This window comes from Stutzerimonas sp. FeSN7, assembly GCF_030263795.1.
GTDB classification, from domain to species: Bacteria; Pseudomonadota; Gammaproteobacteria; order Pseudomonadales; family Pseudomonadaceae; genus Stutzerimonas; species Stutzerimonas stutzeri.
In genome coordinates this window covers 3,224,440-3,239,981 of sequence record NZ_JARPMN010000001.1, presented here as the reverse complement: position 1 = coordinate 3,239,981, position 15,542 = coordinate 3,224,440, and the positions used below count along the sequence as shown (strand labels likewise).

The following is a 15,542-nucleotide window of genomic DNA, read 5'->3' as shown; positions in this document are numbered from 1 at the left end:
GAAGCATTCATGAACTCAACAAAAAACCGGCTCCTCATTGGAGCAGCTTTACTGATCGCCCTAGGGCTTGGCTTCGGCGTCGCCCAATTCGTGCCGCATGCGGAGCATGAAGCGCAGGCCGAGGATGGTGATCATGCCTCTCATGACGAGGGTCATGAAGAAGATGGAGGACACGATGACCACGACGAACACGAGGGAGAGTCGACAGAAGAAGGTGTTGTCGCACTGACGGAACAGCAGATCAAGGCGTCGGGCATCGGTATCGTCAACGTCAGCCGTGGCGGAGGGAATGAATATCGACTGTCAGGCCGCGTTGAACCGGCGGTTGACGCCAAGGCCATTGTCGCCGCGGTCACCAGCGGCCGGGTTGAACAGATTCTCGTTGCTACCGGTGCCTCAGTAGAGGTTGGCCAATCGCTGGCGATCATCGTCAGCGGCGAAGCCGCCACATTGCGTGCCAACGCCGATGCCGCGGTGGCAGAGGCGGAGGCAGCGCGACTTGTCTATCAACGGGACCTGAATCTCGTTGCGCAAGGCATCGTCGCCCGCCAGGAGATGGAGGCATCCCGGGCACGGTCTCTTGCCGCCGACGCAGCGGCGAGGGCAGCGCAGGCGCAAGTCGCCGCCAGTGGATCACCTGATACCTCGGGGCGGCTCACCATCAACAGCCCGATTGCCGGCATCGTCAGCGCCGTGAATATCACCCCCGGTGGGGTTGTGGCGGCCGGCGGCGCTGTGGCGGAAATCGCAGACCCGGCCCGGGTGGAACTGGTGTTCAACGCGCCTCCGGCGCTGGCATCTGCAGTCACCACGGAAACCCGCATCCAAGTGACGGGAACATCCCGCAACTTTGACGCTGTCGTGGTCGGCGTTGCCGCCAATGCCCGCGAACAAAGTGGTGCAACGGTTATCCGAGCGCGATCAACTGCCGGCGATCTGCCGCCAGCCGGTTCACCGATAACGGCCATTGTCGTGACGGACACACAGGAAGCCGGACTCACCGTACCTGCCGATGCCGTGCAAACGGTGGAAGGGCAATCCGTCGTATTCGTGGTTGAGGACAGCGGCTTTCGCGCTACGCCGGTGCTTGTCGGTCGGCGTGCGGGTGGGTTCATTGAAATCCTCAATGGCCTGTCCGGTAATGAACGCATTGCTGGCACCAATGCCTTTCTGTTGAAAGCCGAACTCGCCAAGGGCGAGGCCGAGCACGGTCACTGAGGCGAAGCCCATGTTCAAAATGATTATTGAGAAATCAGTTCAGTTTCGCTGGGCTGTGGTGTTCGCCGCGACGCTCGTCATGGCCTACGGGTTGTTTCAGCTCAGCAGGCTTCCCATCGATGCCGTTCCGGACATTACCAATCGTCAGGTGCAGATCAATACCGTCGCACCTGCGCTGGCGCCCGCGCAAATCGAGCGCCAAGTGACCTATCCGCTCGAAACCGCACTCGCCGGGATACCGGGGTTGACCAGCACGCGCTCCATATCGCGCAATGGGTTTTCACAGGTCACCGCCATCTTCACTGACCAGACCGACATTTACTTCGCGCGTCAGCAAGTGGGCGAGCGCATGCGTGAGGTAGAGGAAGATCTGCCGGAAGGGGTGACACCGATGATGTCACCTGTCACTACGGGACTCGGCGAAGTCCTGATGTGGACGGTGGATTTCACCCCATTCGACCCGGATAAAACCGCTTCCCCCGGCGAGCCAGGCTGGCAGGCGAACGAAATCTATCTGACGCCGGAAGGCGAGCGGCTCACGACGGCCGAAGAGCGCGCCACCTACCTCAGAACGGTCCAGGACTGGATCATCGCGCCGCTGATGCGCTCAGCACCAGGGCTTGCCGGCGTCGATACGATCGGAGGTTACGTCAAGGAGTACGCGGTCAGGCCCAACGCCGAGCAACTGGCGGCCTATGGGCTTGGGCTTGGCGATCTCGTGCTAGCACTTGAACGCTCCAACATTCAGGCAGGCGCAGGTTTCATTCAGCGTGCGGGTGAAGGTTTGATCGTCCGTGCCGATGCGCTCGCGCTAACCGTTGACGATCTGGCGCAGGCGCCGATCACCCGGCGCGACGGCCTCGTCATCCGCGTCGCCGATGTGGCGAGCGTAGGTTTGGGCCGCGCACCGCGCTTGGGCGCGGCGACGCGCAATGGTCACGAAGCGGTACTCGGCACAGCCTTGATGATCGCCGGCGGCAACAGCCGCACGGTCGCACAGGCAGCAGCGGAGCGCCTTGTCGAAGTCAACCGCTCGCTGCCGCCAGACATTGTCGCCGAGCCTGTACTGAACCGCAGCGAACTGGTCAATGCAACGATCAAGACGGTGGCGAAGAATTTGACCGAAGGCGCATTGCTGGTCATCGCCGTGCTGTTCTTGCTGCTGGGCAACCTACGTGCGGCCGCCATCACCGCACTGATCATCCCATTGTCCTTTCTGTTCGCGGTCATCGGCATGAACCGCTTCGGGATCAGCGGCAACCTGATGAGTCTTGGCGCACTCGATTTCGGCATTCTTGTCGATGGTGCCGTGATCGTGATCGAAGCAACCTTGCTCATGCTCGGTCAGAGACGTGCCGAACTGGGTCGCGTCCTGTCGCCGGTCGAGCGGTTGAACGTGGCCGCTCAGGCTGCGCGCAAGATGGTTCGCCCAGCCGCATTCGGTCAGGTCATCATCCTGCTGGTATTTGCCCCCATCCTCACCCTGGAGGGCGTGGAAGGTAAGACCTTCCAGCCCATGGCGGCAACGCTCATGCTGGCGCTGGTCGGCGCATTCATTTTTTCGTTCACCTTCGTACCGGCAATGGCCGCCCTGTTCGTGCGTGAGCCCAAAATGCAGGGTGACGAGCATGGCCGTTCGGATGATGGCGAGCACGAAACCCGTCTTATCCGCTTCGTGCGTGCCAAGGTTGAACCGGTCATTCGCCGAGTGGTGATGCGGCCGCGAGCGGTATTCGCCGGTGCTGTTCTCATGCTGGCGATCGGATTGACGGCTTTCGTTTCATTGGGACGAGAGTTCATGCCGACGCTCGATGAAGGCAACCTGGCCATGCAGGCGCTGCGGGTGCCTTCGACTTCCCTGGAGCAATCGCTGTCGATGCAGCTTGCCTTGGAGAGGGCTTTGGCGAATGAGCCGGAAGTCAAAACCATCTTCTCGCGCACGGGCACCGCCGAAGCGGCCATCGACCCGATGCCCACCAACATTTCGGACAGTGTCATCGTGCTCCATCCCCGCGCCGAGTGGCCGGATGGATCACTGGACAAGGAAGCACTGATCCAGCGCTTCGAATCGCTGGTGAGTGATCAGATCGGTAACGCATTCGAATTCAGTCAACCCATCGAACTGCGTTTCAACGAACTGATTTCAGGCGTGAGGACCGACCTGGCTGTCATGGTTTTTGGTGACGACTTCGACATCCTGCAGAGAACGGCGGATCAGATCGCGCTCAAGCTACGCGGCATCCCGGGGGCTGCGGACGTGCGTGTGGAGCAGGTCTCTGGACTGCCTACGCTCACGGTCCAGATCGATCACGCGGCCGCAGCCCAGTATGGATTGAGCGCCGCCGATGTCAGTGAGGCCGTGGCCACCGGTATCGGTGGAACATCCGCTGGCAAGATCTTCGAGGGCGACCGCCGCTTCGACGTCGTGATTCGGCTGGAAGAAGTCGCCCGAAATGATCCTGCGCAACTGGCGGCCCTGCCCATCGTTGCAGCTGATGGCACCGTGGTGCCTTTGTCGTCGGTGGCGCGTATCGACGTACGCGAAGGGCCCAACCAGATCAGTCGCAACAATGGCAGTCGCCGCATCGTGGTGCAGTCCAATGTACGCGGTCGGGATCTGGGTGGGTTCGTGCAGGAGGCTCAGACCGCCGTGGCAGATGTGCCGCTTCCCGCAGGTGTCTATCTGACCTGGGGCGGCCAGTTCGAGAATCTGCAGCGTGCCGAGGCGCGCTTGATGATGGTGGTTCCGGTCGTGTTTCTGCTGATCGGATGTCTGCTGTACATGGCGTTGGGCACCATCCGTGAAGCCGCGCTTGTCTTTGTCTGCGTGCCCTTGGCTTTGGTGGGTGGCGCATTGGCACTGCTGCTGCGTGGTATGCCGTTCTCCGTATCGGCAGCCGTGGGCTTCATCGCGGTGTCGGGTGTGGCCACGCTCAATGGCTTGGTGCTGATGCAGGCGATTCGTGAGCGTCTGACGGCTGGTGACCTGCCTCTGGAGGCCGCTGCCGCTGGCGCGTCGAGCCGCCTTCGCGCCGTGCTGACGACGGCACTGGTGGCCATCGTCGGCTTCATCCCCATGGCGATAGCGACAGGGTCCGGGGCCGAAGTACAGAAGCCGCTCGCCACCGTCGTTATCGGGGGATTGATCACCGCCACCGTGTTGACCTTGATGGTGCTGCCCACCTTCGCTGCTCGTGCGGTGAAGCCGGAAGAAACGGGGAGCGGCAGAGCATGACGAGCAAACTACATCCGGTTTCTTATCCCGCTCAAACATCAAGATGTCGAGAAGGCTGGCAACGACTCTGGTCCAGATTTCCTCATTTTCTGGTGGCGGGCGGAATTTCCACAGCCGTGCATTGGAGCGCGATGTCGGGCCTGATGGCCTGGGATATCCCCGCCTTATGGGCAAGTTCCGTGGGCGCTGCGGCCGGAGCGTTAACGAACTACTGGCTGCAGAAAGGCTATGTGTTTCGTTGCGTCAAGTCGCATGAACGTGTCGTGCTCCTCTATTTGGCATCCGTGGTCGGTTCTTGGGTCGCTAACCTGATACTGCTCGGGATTTTGTATCAATGGGCCGGAGTAAACATCGCCTACGCTCAGCTGATGACGACCTCGCTGGTTTGCCTGATGAACTTTCAGGTTCAGAGGAGGGTTTTCTCGTGAACCTTTCTCGTCTTCCATCGAACGGCCCCGTCCTATCCGTTGTCATTCCGGTCTTCAATGAGAAGCCCGTTCTTCCCCGCTTGTACGAGCGACTGCATAAGGCCCTCGACTCACTGGATTTCCAGTACGAGATCGTCTTTGTCGATGATGGCAGTACTGACGACAGCCATAGGTACCTTGCCGGGTTGGCCTACACCTATCCGTGGGTTCGTTTGGTAAAGCTCAGTCGGAATTTTGGCAAGGAGGCCGCGACAACAGCCGGCCTGGACCATGCGCTAGGGCACGCCGTGATCATCATGGACGCCGACCTTCAGGATCCACCTGAACTCATTCCGCTCATGGTTGAGGCTTGGCGCAGCGGGATGGATATCGTCCTGATGCGGCGTCGTTCCAGGAATGGGGAAGGTGCCCTGAAACGCTTCTGTGCCTACATGTTCTATCGACTGCTATGTCGATTGAGCGATGTGACCATTCCCGAGGATGTTGGCGATTTCAGGCTGATGAGTCGTCGCGCCATTGACGCCCTGGGGCGCCTGCGCGAAAGAAACCGCTACATGAAAGGACTATTCGCCTGGATCGGTTTGCCAACGAAGATCATATCGTTCGACCGAGAACCCCGCGCTGCCGGAGACAGTAAATGGAATTTCGTTGGACTGATGCGTCTGGCAATGGAGGGGCTCACTTCCTTTTCAGTGTCTCCACTTCGCTGCGTGACCTTTCTGGGCTTGCTGACCGCATTGGGAAGCGCCATGTACGGTGCGTTGATCGTCGCCAAAACACTGATCATCGGGTCGGACGTTTCCGGATATCCCTCGCTTATGGCGGTGATGACTTTTATCGGTGGTATCCAGCTGCTTTCGATCGGCTTGGTTGGTGAGTATGTAGGGCGTATTTATCTGGAATCAAAGCAGCGTCCGATTTACTTGGTCGAGGAGGTCTGTGAATTACCACATGATGATGCAGCTCTGTCGAGGAGAGAGGAATGATGAGCCATCCATGGTACGAACGCCGTTTTATATGGTTGTTCTTTCTTATACTTGCGCTACAACTTTTCGGTATGGTGTTGATCCCGTTTTCGGGAACATCTGAACCTCGGTACGCCGAAATTGCCAGAATGATGGCGGAAAGTGGCGACTGGATAACACCTTGGTTCGAGCCTGGCGTGCCTTTCTGGGGAAAGCCGCCTCTCTCTTTCTGGGTACAGGCGCTATCAATTCGATTGTTTGGTCTGGATGAATGGGCCGTACGCTTTCCCTCATTGCTAGCATTTCTCGCCATCCTTGCAGTCATCCACACAGTGGCTCGCAGGTATGCGGGCCTACGAGCAGCGTTTTGGGCGGTTATCGTTTACGCATCCTGTGCGTTGCCCTACATAGCCGGTATTGCAGTTCTGACAGATCCCTTCTTGGCACTGGGTACCACACTCTGCATGGCTGGATTTGTGTTGGGTCAATGGTATTGGCGAGCTTTGGGATTCGTAGGCTTGGCAATCGGTCTTCTCGCCAAAGGGCCATTGGCTGGTGTGCTTGTGGTGGGATCGATCGCCACAGGCTGGCTCATCTGCCGCCAATGTCAGTGGTCTCGTATTTCTGGAAAGTCCTGGCTCTGTGGAATAGCGCTTGTTATAGCGCTGGTCCTCCCGTGGTATGTGCTGGCTGAGCTAAAAACACCGGGCTTCCTTAACTATTTCCTGCTCGGCGAGCATGTTCTGCGTTACCTCGATCCAGGTTGGCAGGGTGACCTCTACGGGACGGCACATATACGGCCCTATGGCAGCATCTGGGCTTTTTGGCTCGTGGCGACCTTTCCATGGGGGATCCTAGCGTTCGCAGCTCTGTTGTTCGTAGCAGGCAGCCGTGGCGGTCGTCAGTTATTGAGAAGGGCCCTGGCTGACCCTTTCACCGCGTACCTGCTGGGATGGTCGGTTTTCGCATTATTACTTTTCACTTTTGCCAGCAATCTGCTATGGACCTATGTATTGCCCGCTATCCCAGCGTTTTCGATTCTGATGGGGAGGGCGTTGTCTGCCTGGCAAGAGGGACAACTGAAGTCGTTTTCAGTGCCCCCTCGATATGTGACTGCAACACTCGCTTCGCTGGTGCCAACCGTGACGCTGGTTGCGTCGCTGACAGCCTTGCTGCAGCCGAATCTGATCAATACCGAAAGAGAATTAGTGCGATACGTGCAGGATGCGTCCGGCGCGAATGCCAATTTTTGGTACATCGATAGCAGGCCGTTTTCCGCACGCTACTACTCAAGGGGGATGGCAGAGCTGGTGTCCATCGAGCAAGTGAGTGCTCGACTGAGGCACATGAACGGCGATGTCTATATGGCAGTTACCAAAAGACAATTCGATCAAATACAGCACCGACTACCGTCTTCCAGCCAGAGGGCGAACATAGAGAGCAAGAAATATGTCCTTGTCAGAATTCCCGGAGGCAGTGGAAAAATGCGATTGGGAGAGAAGCCATGACAAAAAAACTACAGATCGATCTTCCCATTCTGCTGCCAGATATTGCGCACGATGCTGACGCCTGTGTACAGCGTCTTCTCGTTGAGTTGCGAGCACAACAGGGGGTGGAAAACGTTCATATCCGCAGCGGCACCAACAATCAGACGCATGAGGTATGCATTCATTATGCCTCCGACGAGCTATCGCTCGCGCGTATCCGCGAACTCGTTGAAGCTGCCGGTGCACGCATTACCCAGCAATACGGCCATCTGATCTGGCAGGTCGAGGGTGTCACACACCAGCGGCTTGCGCGCACCTTGACCAAACGACTTCTCTCCATGCCAGGCGTATTGGAAGCAGAAGTCAGTATTGGGGGTGTGGTGCGAGTGGAATTAGATAGGGAAAGAATCTCAGAGAATGACATTCGTGACGCGCTCGCGGAAGTTGGTGTCAACCGAAAGCCCAAAGCCCTTCCGCATGAAAGGGGCAGCGATCAACACCCGGAGGGTGACGGGGATGCTCACCGTCACGCCGGTATCTTTGGCGAAAACAGTGAACTGATATTCTCCCTGCTGTGCGGAGGACTTCTTGCCACCGGCTTCGCGTTGGACAAGTGGGCGCCCGTCACAGATTGGTTCGCCGTCGCCAACTATCTCGGTGCCTACTTCTTTGGTGGTTTCTATACCGTCAGAGAAGCGGTTCAGAACCTGAAGCTCAAACGCTTCGAGATCGACACGCTGATGCTGGTCGCCGCCGCTGGTGCGGCAGCGCTCGGTGCTTGGGCCGAAGGCGCCCTGCTGTTGTTCCTGTTCAGCCTGGGCCATTCGCTGGAGCACTACGCCATGGGGCGGGCCAAGCGGGCGATCGAAGCCCTGGCCGAACTTGCGCCGGAGACCGCCCGCGTTCGCCGTGACGGTGAGGTCAAGGAATTAGGCGTGCAGGAACTGGTTCTCGGCGACGTGGTGCTCGTGCGGCCCAACGAACGTTTGCCAGCTGATGGTTTCGTGGTGTCCGGCGAAACCAGCATCAACCAGGCCCCGGTCACTGGAGAAAGCGTGCCTGTCGATAAGCGCCCAGTTCCCGACCCGGCGCAGGCCAATATCCGGCCTGATCTTTTGGACGCGGCGCATCGCGTGTTTGCCGGCACCATTAACGGTGCCGGCGCGATAGACATCGCCGTGACCAAACTTGCCTCGGAAAGCGCGCTGGCCCGCGTGGTCAAAATGGTCAGCGAAGCCGAGACGCGGCAATCTCCCACGCAGCGACTCACTGACCGCTTCGAACGCGTCTTCGTGCCGGCCGTACTGGCTACATCCTTCCTGCTCTTGTTCGCCTGGGTTGTAGTAGACGAGCCGTTCCGGGACAGTTTCTACCGCGCCATGGCCGTACTGGTAGCGGCCAGCCCGTGTGCGCTCGCCATAGCAACGCCGAGCGCCATCTTGTCTGGCGTCGCGCGCGCTGCTCGTGGCGGTGTACTGATAAAAGGTGGAGCCTCGCTTGAGAAGCTCGGTTCGCTTGATGCCCTGGCCTTCGACAAGACCGGCACCTTGACCGAAGGACGGCCACGTATCACCGATGTCCTGCCAGCACCGGGCGTCAACGAGACCGAGCTACTGGCCACGGCAGTTGCCGTCGAAGCGCTGAGCGATCATCCCTTGGCGCGGGCCATCGCACAGGATGGCGTGGAGCGCCTTGGCAGCACGACGCTTCCCGTTGCATCCGGGCTTCGTAGCCTCACCGGCAAAGGGGTGATCGCCGAGATCGAGGGACATGCCGTGGAAATCGGCAAGGCGGAAATGTTCGGCAGCGACAGGATACCCGCCTTGACGGAGCCGGTCGCCGAGGCGGTCGAACGGCTCCGCATCGAGGGGCGCACCACCATGGCGGTACGCCGCGCAGGTCGTGATCTCGGGGTCATCGGTTTGATGGATACGCCACGCGCAACGGCGCGGCCGGCGCTCGAACGCCTGCGTGCCATCGGTATCAATCGCATGATCATGATTTCTGGCGACAACCAACGCGTCGCCGATGCCGTCGCCAAGCACGTTGGCTTGGACGAGGCATGGGGTGATCTGATGCCGGAGGACAAGGTAGAGGCCATCAAAAAGCTGCGCGACACCACTGAGGTCGCGATGGTAGGAGATGGTGTGAATGATGCGCCCGCCATGGCCCATGCGACAGTCGGCATCGCCATGGGGGCGGCCGGCTCGGACGTGGCGTTGGAGACTGCCGACGTTGCCTTGATGGCGGACGATCTTTCGCACCTGCCGTTTGCGGTCGAACTCAGTCGACGCACCCGGAAGATCATCCGCCAGAACCTCTTCATCAGTCTTGGCGTTGTGGCGATTCTGGTCCCGGCAACGATTCTCGGTCTGGGAATTGGTCCCGCCGTCGCAGCCCATGAAGGTTCAACTTTGGTAGTAGTGTTCAACGCACTTCGGTTGCTCGCCTATAAAGAGCGTGAATATAAACCTGAAGGTTAAGAAAGGAGGTGTTGATTGAGTCGGTGCTAAAAAATGGACTTGCGTCATCTTCGATGTTTCATCGCCGTTGCTGAGGAGCTTCACTTCGCTCGTGCAGCCGAGCGGCTACACATTGAGCAGTCCCCGCTTTCACGCGCCATCAAGGAGCTGGAGGAAGATCTGGGTGTTCGCCTTTTCGACCGAACAACGCGCAGTACGCGATTGACCCGTGCAGGCTAGGTATTTCTGGAGCATGTTCCGCGCGTATTTTCTGCTCTTGAACAGGCAAGCAACAGTATCAGAGCTGTTGCCGCTGGCTATCAGGACCAACTGCGAGTTGCCTTGTCCGACGGGATCACCCCGCCACGCTTGAGCGCCTTGCTTGCCCAGTGTCGACAGGACGATCCAGATATCGAGATCCGCCTGTTCGAGATTCCGCTATCGCAGCAAATCCGGGGGTTGAACGACGAACTATACGATGTCGGCTTCGCGCAGTCGGCCGACGTTGGAGATGGCATTGTGGCCGAAGCGGCATGGAGCGATCCACTGGTGGTTGTAATGCCGGCACGGCACCCTCTGCTGGTTCATAAACGCATTCCATTGGACGAAGTGCTGCGCTATCCACTTGTGATGTGTGATCCGCAGTCCTGTGAGGGCTATGGGCTGTCCAACATCAAGCTCTTCTCCCGTGTGAAAATCAACATCCAGAAACCCTCAGGCGACCGCACCCCCGATCTGCTCTACGCGCTGCGCCTGTACCTCACTGGTGACGATGGTGCGAACGCTATTCACATATCTAGTGTTTCTGATGGAAATACTGATGAGACCATTTAATTTTGATAGATGATTTTCATATCTTGATCTTCATAGGCCGGGAAATTTCATTGAAAATAGATATGGGTTATTTGGAGGCGTAAATTCGAAAACCATTTCTGGTTTGATAAGTAAATAGCCATGTAGCTTCCTCGATTTTCTGGCGCCTGTGACTTCGCAAGTCCAGATGTTCAGGCCACTTGGTTGCTTGCGATGCAATTGCAGTCGCTCGAAGCGCTTCTGCACCCACTGCCAATCCTGCAGGTTCTCCTGTTTGGCCAGTTTGCCTACCTGCGGGTGTTCCTGCGCATAGCGCTGGAACACGCCAGGGCTGACCAGGTAGGCGGTGTCGCTCACGGTATGCACCAGCGCTTTCGCATCGTTGATGATGAGCCGCCGCGTGGCGATGCCATGTTTCAGCCACGCCATGAAGTGCTCGCCGGATGGCTGTGTCGTCGAGGACGTGAAGGCCGGTGACGAAGGCGCAGCGGCGGCCAAGGGCGGCTGGGTCGCATCGGGGAGAGTTGCGGGTACTTCGTCCGGGACGGTTTCCACATCCTGATCTGTGGTTGGCGAGTTTCCCGTTCCCACCATCGCCAGCATGTCCGCTATGACGTCGGGGCTGGCCTGGGCCTTGGGTGGAGGGGCTGAGGTGATGCCACTACCCTCCGCTGGCGGAGCGTTTGGATTCTCCAAAGCGGACGTCGCGCCGTTCGCAGAAAGGGTGGCTCCTGCTTCGACATCTTCAACTGCGGTGGGCGTGTCGATCGTCAACGTCCCGGTGAACGGTGCCGGTCGCTCACCAGATTCCCAGATCAGCGCGGGTGCCAGCCGTAGCAACGTAAACGAGTGGCTCCAGCCGGTGGAACTGGTCACGGTCGCACGCCAGATCGCTTTGCCGTCCGGCGTGGGCTGCAACATGCCGTGATCCTGCAGCACGTTGAACACGGCGGTGTTGTTCGCTGGGATGCCGTCGATGCCTTGGGACAGCAGATGTGCCCGAAGCTTGTCCGAGACCGTCTTGCTCACCAGCCACAAACCATCCTCGGTGAGCCAGCCATCCGAGGCTTCGTGTTGGTTCAGCTTCAGCTCCTCCTTGAGCAGGTAACGCAGCCCGTCGAGCAGCTTGCGTTGCAGTGCGTGCTTGGGCGCGGCCATGGCGCGTGTGGGATCGCCGCCCAGTTCCTGGGCCACGGAAGCTCGGTCGGCCTGCACCACCAATTCGCCCAGCACGCCAGCGTGCTCGTACTGCCCGGCCAGGACGTAGAGCAGCGGTGCCCACAGCGACGGATAGCAGCTGAGCCAATCCAGGACTTCACGGTCAAGCAGTTGCCGGTAGAGCAAGCCTGTCGCGGCGCTGTGGAGCCGGTACTCGCGATCGTCTCGGTAGCGGAAGCGGTATGGCTGGCACAGCGGGCCGTGCCACGGATGCCAGATCGAGCCGTCGGCCAGCTCGACGTGCAGATCGACGGCGATCTTGCCGATGTCGTGCAGCAGTGCGGCGTAGGCGACGGCAGCGGTCCAGGCTTCGGCTTGCGCAGCCTGATCCTCGGGGTTGGCGCCGATGGGCAGCAGATGAGACTGGCGCAGCTTCAGGCTGTAGGCGACGATTTCCAGGCCGTGGTCGAGCATGCCGCCTGGGTAGGCATGGTGATGTGCTTCGGATGCAGGGAAAGTCTGAACCAACTCGGCATAACGTTCCATCGGCGTGCGGTACAGCGCGGCGAACTGCTTGCGCGAGAGCGAGGTGCGCTGCCAGATGTGTTCCAGCAGCTTCTGCCGGCGCGGTGTCGCCAGCAGCGATGCGGCCGATTCCGGTTGCAGCAGCCCTTTCGGGAGATCGGTGACGGGTGCAGGCGACGGAGCGGCAGCGACCGGAGGCCGTTTCCGCTGGAACAGAGAGAGCATGTGGGTGTCCTGGTGGCGGGCAAGCGGGCGGCCTTTTCGCCTTTTCGGGTAGGGCCTTTCCCCTTGCACCCCATTCCCTTGCCGTTTCGGCCCTTTGGCCTTTAGAAGCCTTTGGATATAGAGCGGTGAGCATTGGTTGTCCACCGTCAATGCGGGTATGGCGGGGCCGGATTGATGCAGGAAGGCTGGCTGTTCCCACCCTACGATGAGATTCATTGTTGGATGCTGGAGGACCCCGGTGAGACCTTTCATTGACGAGGTAAGGATATTTCCTTACAATACGGGCATTGCGATCAAGAGAGCCGCCATGCCTGCCATTCACGAAGTTGCCACGCTGACCTCCAAAGGCCAGATCACGCTACCCAAGTCCATCCGACAGGCACTTGGGGCCGATACCGGCAGCAAGCTTGCGTTCGAGCTTCGTGGCAGTGAGGTCGTCGTGACCCGCGCCGATGCCGAGCACGAGGACCCGGCCATTGCCGCGTTTCTGACCTTGCTGGCCCGCGACATTGAAGCGGGTCGGAATGTGCGCGGCCTGCCCGAGAATCTGGCTCGCACAATGCTGGAGCACGCGGGGCACAAGGTGGACCTGGGCGATGATTTCGATGAGGACGTGGAAATCTGATGCAACAGCATGGCTGGACACTGCTGTTCCACGACAACCTGATCGAGCAGTTGATGAAGCTGCGCGCGGCTGTGCTGCGCGCCCAAGGCAACGACCCGGAAGGGTTCGGATCGAACGCCAACGTCAAGTTCTTCCGGGCCTTGACCCAGTTGATACAAGACGTGATACCGAGTGCCCCGGCGCGCGATGAGTACCGGCAAGGCAACACCATGGGGCCGGCATATCGCCACTGGCGGCGGGCCAAGCTCGGAAGGCGATACCGGCTGTTCTTCCGCTACGACTCGAAGGCGAAGGTCATCGTGTACGCCTGGGTCAACGATGAACAGACCCTGCGGTCTTCGGGAAGCAAATCAGACCCGTATGCCGTGTTCGAGAAGATGCTCGGGCGCGGGAATCCGCCGGACGAATGGAGCGCATTGGTACAGGCAAGCAAGCAGGATTGGAGCAAACTGGAGTAGTGATTTCACATATAGCAGGTGACGACCATGAACACGACGACCCGCATCAGCACCGCAGAACGCCTCGGCCGTAGCTTTGGCCGTGGATGGCGCGCCTATGCGCGTGGCGAACGGCGGGCGTCGAGCTGGTTGGTGTACAGGGGCGTGCCGGTAGTTGGTGCCACCGTGCTGTTGTGGGTGGTCAAGCTGGCCGTGCTCGGTGTACTGCTCTATTCCGCGTTCTGGCTGGCACTGCTGTTGGTTTGTGTCGTGGCTGTGGGATGGGCAGCAAATCAGAGCCATTCAGACGAAGAGTTCCATTTGCAGTTTCCTACCACCTTGGAAGAACTTCGAGAGACACCGGGTTATGACCCGAATCTCTACAACGACACATCTCATGAGATGTACAAGGATGATGACTGACACTCGGCTTGAGCGTGCGTCACTTCAACTTCCTTGACATTGCGCCAGCTCCTTTTCCACCGGCAGCGCCTGCGTCCCTCGTACCTGCTGAGAAACTGTTTGCGATCGTTCCAGCGCGGATTCCGGCCCAGGTCAGCGCACCGATCCAAAAGGTGGGCAGCACGATGAACATCGTCCCCATAACGAAGTTCAACAACAGGTCGCCAAAGGCGTTGTTCAGCCCCACCAGTGGATCGAAGTTGGCGTGTGGCCGGTTCCAGCCGAAGCCCCAGCCATAAAGCGCATCGAGGATGGTGCTGTCGATCCAGCGCGCGAGCTGGAACCAGAAATCGACGAAGAACAGCGCGAACTGCAAGACGCTCACGGTAACGACCGTCTTCAAGTCATAGGTGCCCACAACCAGCACCAGCGGGATGCAGATGACCAGCGCCATCTTGAGCAAGCCGAGCACCATGGGCAGCGCTTGGCGCACCACGTCCATGGCGGGAAACGCGGCAATCGCGCCGACAGCCATGCCGACGTCGCCCGTGGCCCGCGTCACGATGTTTGGCAGGGTCTTGTCGATTTGGCCGCCGTAGTCCGTATAGACGTTGCCCTGGTTCAGTTTCTGCTGCCGCGGCGAGGCGATGGTGCGGATTACCGAGTCGTCCACCTCGGCTCGGCTCAGAAAGCCGGCCCAGCCCGCCAGGCGATTCAGCAGGCTTGGGTCTACCTGCCCCAGCAGGCGTGCGCGCAGGCCATTGCTGCCATCGGCCCACCACTGCCTGCAGGACGGATAGCCGCCACCGCTGGCCACCTGCGCAAGCCCGGCATCACGGTTGCTGTCGTAGGGCCAGTCATCGCGTGGTGTGCTGGAGCGATAGCTGTCGTAGTAGCCGCCGGTGTCCGTGAAGAAGCGCGAGCCGATCCAGGTCACGTCGTGCATTTGTGTCTCATCGAGGTCCGGGCGCTGCATGAAGAGCTTGGCGCGTGCCGGTCCGTAGCAGTCCCGCGAGAAATCCGCCACTTCCTGAGCCAATACCGGGTCGTCGATGCGCGTCGCGTCGATCTCCATGCGCATCTGCCGCAAGTCGGTGCCGCAGGGAATCGCCGCCACAGAGGCACCGGTCACTGCTCGCGAGAGTGTGTGCATAAAGGCCCACCAGACGGGCACCTTCGCCGACTGGTTGTTGATAGTGCTGAAGGACTGCGACCAGCCGGTATCGGTGGGCTGCGGCACGCTGACTTGGCATTGGGCCGAGCGCGAGCTGTCGTAGCGGATGGTGTTGAGATCCACGTCGATGAATGGGATGCCGGCGAACATCACCACCACGATGGCGACGAACACCCGGTTCTCAATGCGCGCAGCCGAGAGCACGCCCTTGTTGCCTTCGTCGGCGCCCTCCGCACGGGCCTTCAGCCATTCCTGCACGATGATGGCAATGAAAGGCAGCGCGAATACGCCGCTCGCCACCAGCACGGCCCAGATGCCGTTATGGACGATCCACGACACCAGCGTCAGGTAGTACTCCAAGTAGTCGGTGGTGAAAAGCGTCATGTCC

At 59.6% G+C, this 15,542-nt stretch carries 11 protein-coding genes and 1 pseudogene; 10 read left to right on the top strand and 2 right to left on the bottom strand.

Going from position 1 to position 15,542, the window contains the following annotated elements; all coding sequences use genetic code 11:
- The first annotated feature begins 9 nt into the window (after positions 1-9).
- From P5703_RS15365 to P5703_RS15335, 7 genes and pseudogenes are all read left to right on the top strand, one after another.
- Positions 10-1,218 (top strand): efflux RND transporter periplasmic adaptor subunit, encoded by a 1,209-nt coding sequence (locus P5703_RS15365; RefSeq protein WP_279641654.1) that lies wholly within the window; start codon positions 10-12, stop codon positions 1,216-1,218.
- Positions 1,219-1,228: 10 nt separating this feature from the next.
- Positions 1,229-4,453, top strand: coding sequence for an efflux RND transporter permease subunit (locus tag P5703_RS15360; protein WP_279641655.1), 3,225 nt, complete (start codon positions 1,229-1,231; stop codon positions 4,451-4,453).
- Positions 4,450-4,881 carry a GtrA family protein gene (locus P5703_RS15355; RefSeq protein ID WP_080558857.1) on the top strand — a complete coding sequence of 144 codons (432 nt, stop codon included), beginning with the start codon at positions 4,450-4,452 and terminating at the stop codon, positions 4,879-4,881. Before P5703_RS15360 ends, P5703_RS15355 begins: the two co-directional genes overlap by 4 nt.
- Positions 4,878-5,867: a glycosyltransferase family 2 protein gene (locus tag P5703_RS15350; RefSeq protein ID WP_043942131.1), complete on the top strand. Its 990-nt coding sequence runs from the start codon at positions 4,878-4,880 to the stop codon at positions 5,865-5,867. Before P5703_RS15355 ends, P5703_RS15350 begins: the two co-directional genes overlap by 4 nt.
- Positions 5,864-7,354, top strand: coding sequence for an ArnT family glycosyltransferase (locus tag P5703_RS15345; RefSeq protein WP_285587887.1), 1,491 nt, complete (start codon positions 5,864-5,866; stop codon positions 7,352-7,354). Before P5703_RS15350 ends, P5703_RS15345 begins: the two co-directional genes overlap by 4 nt.
- The gene (locus tag P5703_RS15340; protein WP_084342274.1) at positions 7,351-9,816 is read left to right on the top strand and encodes a heavy metal translocating P-type ATPase; all 2,466 of its coding nucleotides are present in this window, start codon (positions 7,351-7,353) and stop codon (positions 9,814-9,816) included. Before P5703_RS15345 ends, P5703_RS15340 begins: the two co-directional genes overlap by 4 nt.
- A gap of 33 nt (positions 9,817-9,849) precedes the next feature.
- Positions 9,850-10,545: pseudogene (locus P5703_RS15335) on the top strand (LysR family transcriptional regulator); the annotation flags it as partial.
- 114 nt (positions 10,546-10,659) lie between these two features.
- Here P5703_RS15335 and mobH read toward each other — a convergent pair.
- Positions 10,660-12,516: a MobH family relaxase gene (mobH, locus tag P5703_RS15330; protein WP_014596083.1), complete on the bottom strand. Its 1,857-nt coding sequence runs from the start codon at positions 12,514-12,516 to the stop codon at positions 10,660-10,662.
- Between the two features lie 307 nt (positions 12,517-12,823).
- On the opposite strand from mobH, the gene P5703_RS15325 reads away from it, so the two are divergent.
- From P5703_RS15325 to P5703_RS15315, 3 genes are read left to right on the top strand one after another with little or no spacing between them, the layout of a single operon-like run.
- Complete coding sequence (locus tag P5703_RS15325) at positions 12,824-13,141, top strand: type II toxin-antitoxin system PrlF family antitoxin (RefSeq protein WP_014596084.1); 318 nt, start codon at positions 12,824-12,826, stop codon at positions 13,139-13,141.
- Entirely contained in the window at positions 13,141-13,599 is a 459-nt protein-coding gene (locus P5703_RS15320; protein WP_014596085.1) for a type II toxin-antitoxin system YhaV family toxin, read from the top strand. Before P5703_RS15325 ends, P5703_RS15320 begins: the two co-directional genes overlap by 1 nt.
- Positions 13,600-13,626: 27 nt before the next feature.
- Positions 13,627-14,001, top strand: coding sequence for a DUF3742 family protein (locus P5703_RS15315; RefSeq protein ID WP_014596086.1), 375 nt, complete (start codon positions 13,627-13,629; stop codon positions 13,999-14,001).
- Between the two features lie 19 nt (positions 14,002-14,020).
- Here the strand turns inward: P5703_RS15315 and P5703_RS15310 are convergent, their stop codons facing one another.
- The gene (locus P5703_RS15310) at positions 14,021-15,538 is read right to left on the bottom strand and encodes a conjugal transfer protein TraG N-terminal domain-containing protein (RefSeq protein WP_014596087.1); all 1,518 of its coding nucleotides are present in this window, start codon (positions 15,536-15,538) and stop codon (positions 14,021-14,023) included.
- Positions 15,539-15,542: the final 4 nt, after the last annotated feature.

What these genes read in the sequence shown, in the direction of transcription:
- P5703_RS15365 (WP_279641654.1), top strand. Translation starts at nt 10, where the DNA reads ATGAACTCAACAAAAAACCGGCTCCTCATTGGAGCAGCTTTACTGATC.
- P5703_RS15360 (WP_279641655.1), top strand. Translation starts at nt 1,229, where the DNA reads ATGTTCAAAATGATTATTGAGAAATCAGTTCAGTTTCGCTGGGCTGTG.
- P5703_RS15355 (WP_080558857.1), top strand. Translation starts at nt 4,450, where the DNA reads ATGACGAGCAAACTACATCCGGTTTCTTATCCCGCTCAAACATCAAGA.
- P5703_RS15345 (WP_285587887.1), top strand. Translation starts at nt 5,864, where the DNA reads ATGATGAGCCATCCATGGTACGAACGCCGTTTTATATGGTTGTTCTTT.
- P5703_RS15340 (WP_084342274.1), top strand. Translation starts at nt 7,351, where the DNA reads ATGACAAAAAAACTACAGATCGATCTTCCCATTCTGCTGCCAGATATT.
- mobH (WP_014596083.1), bottom strand. Translation starts at nt 12,516, where the DNA reads ATGCTCTCTCTGTTCCAGCGGAAACGGCCTCCGGTCGCTGCCGCTCCG.
- P5703_RS15325 (WP_014596084.1), top strand. Translation starts at nt 12,824, where the DNA reads ATGCCTGCCATTCACGAAGTTGCCACGCTGACCTCCAAAGGCCAGATC.
- P5703_RS15320 (WP_014596085.1), top strand. Translation starts at nt 13,141, where the DNA reads ATGCAACAGCATGGCTGGACACTGCTGTTCCACGACAACCTGATCGAG.
- P5703_RS15315 (WP_014596086.1), top strand. Translation starts at nt 13,627, where the DNA reads ATGAACACGACGACCCGCATCAGCACCGCAGAACGCCTCGGCCGTAGC.
- P5703_RS15310 (WP_014596087.1), bottom strand. Translation starts at nt 15,538, where the DNA reads ATGACGCTTTTCACCACCGACTACTTGGAGTACTACCTGACGCTGGTG.